This is a genomic window from Pseudomonas sp. Sample_16 (genome assembly GCF_004307665.1).
Lineage (GTDB): Bacteria > Pseudomonadota > Gammaproteobacteria > Pseudomonadales > Pseudomonadaceae > Aquipseudomonas.
The window spans coordinates 1-2,022 of record NZ_RCOB01000058.1 but is presented as its reverse complement, the minus strand read 5'-3'; the positions used below and the strand labels follow the sequence as shown (position 1 = coordinate 2,022).

The 2,022-nt window shown below is 48.7% G+C and carries 2 protein-coding genes; both read left to right on the top strand.

Annotated elements, in window-relative coordinates; translation table 11 throughout:
- Positions 1-813 precede the first annotated feature (813 nt).
- Positions 814-993: a carbon storage regulator CsrA gene (gene csrA / locus D8U69_RS08365; protein ID WP_130907099.1), complete on the top strand. Its 180-nt coding sequence runs from the start codon at positions 814-816 to the stop codon at positions 991-993.
- Between the two features lie 152 nt (positions 994-1,145).
- Complete coding sequence (locus D8U69_RS08360; RefSeq protein WP_130907098.1) at positions 1,146-1,976, top strand: cell envelope integrity protein TolA; 831 nt, start codon at positions 1,146-1,148, stop codon at positions 1,974-1,976.
- Positions 1,977-2,022: the final 46 nt, after the last annotated feature.

Here is a 2,022-nt window from a genome sequence, read left to right as displayed (position 1 = left end):
CGTGAGGCATCACTTCAGGGCCTTGCGCGTCGGTTTTCGCCTCTCTGCCCCTGCCCCTGCCGCATGAGCGGCATCAGAGCAAATGGGTTGCTTAGCACCGGCGAGCCCGATACTTCGAAAATGGGAGGTCTTGGCGTGGTGATCGCTTGCGTCGTGCGATTAAATTGGCGCCGAGAAAGACAGTAGCGCTACACCCTCTCGCCTGCATGCCCGGCATACAGCCCTCCTATGACGCTGCTTTCTCTCGAATGGTGATGCTTTTAGCCCGCATTTCTCCCAATCAGGATGCGGGTTCTTTTTTCCTTCTGATCCATGCCGCAAGCCCAACAATCTTTACGAGCCTCGCGCGCCCGCGTTAACCCTATGCTGGTCAATAGCTTGGATCTTCTGCCTGCGATGCAACTCGTAACTCGAAGATATACCGGTGTGCTCGTCTTTATTGTGTAAGGCGCGACCGCAACCCCCTTTGGAGAGTTGAATGATTGATCAGCGGTGGTGGCGCCAAGCTCGTTTCGCCTGTTTGATCGGGAGGATGACAGTTTTGTCCTACAGATGCTCTTGCGCTTGTGGGCGGCTCGTTGCGCGAGGCCAGCTGTAACTCGAACTACTGCCAGCATCGCTATAAGAAAAACCACAGCTTTTGTTAACTGCAGGCCTGGTGGGGCGCAAGCCGCGCACCTCTTGAAGGATTTGCCTACAGACACTGCTCTAGAAGACGAGGATGATGTGCGCGAGTGTATTAATTTTAAGCGTCACGCTACGCCGCTTGAAAGAACTGACGTAGATAACAATTAACCACCCAAGGTAAACCTTATGCTTATTTTGATGCGCAAGATTGGCGAAAGCATTCATATTGGTGATGATATAACCATTACCGTACTTGGCATTGAAGGAATACAAGTGCGAATTGGCACTCATGCTCCGCGAACAGTGCCAGTGAACCGCCAAGAAGTCCTGCAGCGGGCTAAGGCAGAGGTTTTGAAGCCGTCATAAAGGCAGTGATGTTTTGTCGTTAAACGAGGACTCTTGCCTTGAAAAATGCCAAAAATTAATACTCAGCTGGATGACTAGCGTCTAAACCTCGAAACCCTTCATGCGTAACCTATGTGTCCAATACGGTCGTATGAAAAGCAAAGGATTAAATCGTGAAGCTACAATATCTCATCATTCCTTTGATGTGTCTTGCGCTGGCAGCTTGCCGCGATCCGGATCCTAAGAGTGTTTCACTCCCCACAAACAATAATAGCATATTGGATGTCGTCGAAGCCTACCAGGCGAAAAGAGCCATTCAAGCCCTCAGCGAAACTGACCGCACGCTACTGCAAACCTACTTAGTCCGTACTGCTATGGATTACGCGCTCGATGAACACAAAGGAAAGCCCATAAATATCGGCGAGGCGATCATCGCCCAGCAAGCATGGCAGGATGAACAAAACGCTAAGGCGGCCAAGCAGCAAGCCATTAAGGACGAGGAGGAAGCCGCCAAACAGCAAGCCATCCGTGAGGCAGAGGTAGCTCAGCAGCAAGCTATAAAGGATAACGAAGCCAAACAACGCGCGCTTTTGGAGGAAATTAGCCAAAAAAAAACTGAAGCCTTGGCTATCATGAATGCTGCACTAACAGCCAATTTGGTTTCATTTAAATTAAAGAAAAAAAATTACAAGAAAAAAATCTATTCAGACTATATTGATATTGAACTCGTTATAAAAAACAACGGCGAAAGCGATTTGTCTGGATTTAAAGGTGCATTAGTGATCAAGGATACGATGGGCAATCCCGTAAAAACGCTCGAGATCTCAGCCTCTCTCGAAGTCGAGCCCGGGCAAGCTGTGTTGTACACAACTAAACTTGACCATAATTCGCTGCTAGAAGAGGATAAATTGCTCGCCACGTTAGATCTGGAAAAGGTCCATTATGAGTGGATCCCCAGCGTGTACACGTTCAAGAGCGGCGAAACGCTTAAAATTCCTACCTAGCAAAACTGCTACTTTTCTATCGAAACAGTATTCGCCCCTGATGGAA

Coding starts and splice junctions, on each gene's coding strand:
- csrA (WP_130907099.1), top strand. CDS start 814: ATGCTTATTTTGATGCGCAAGATTGGCGAAAGCATTCATATTGGTGAT.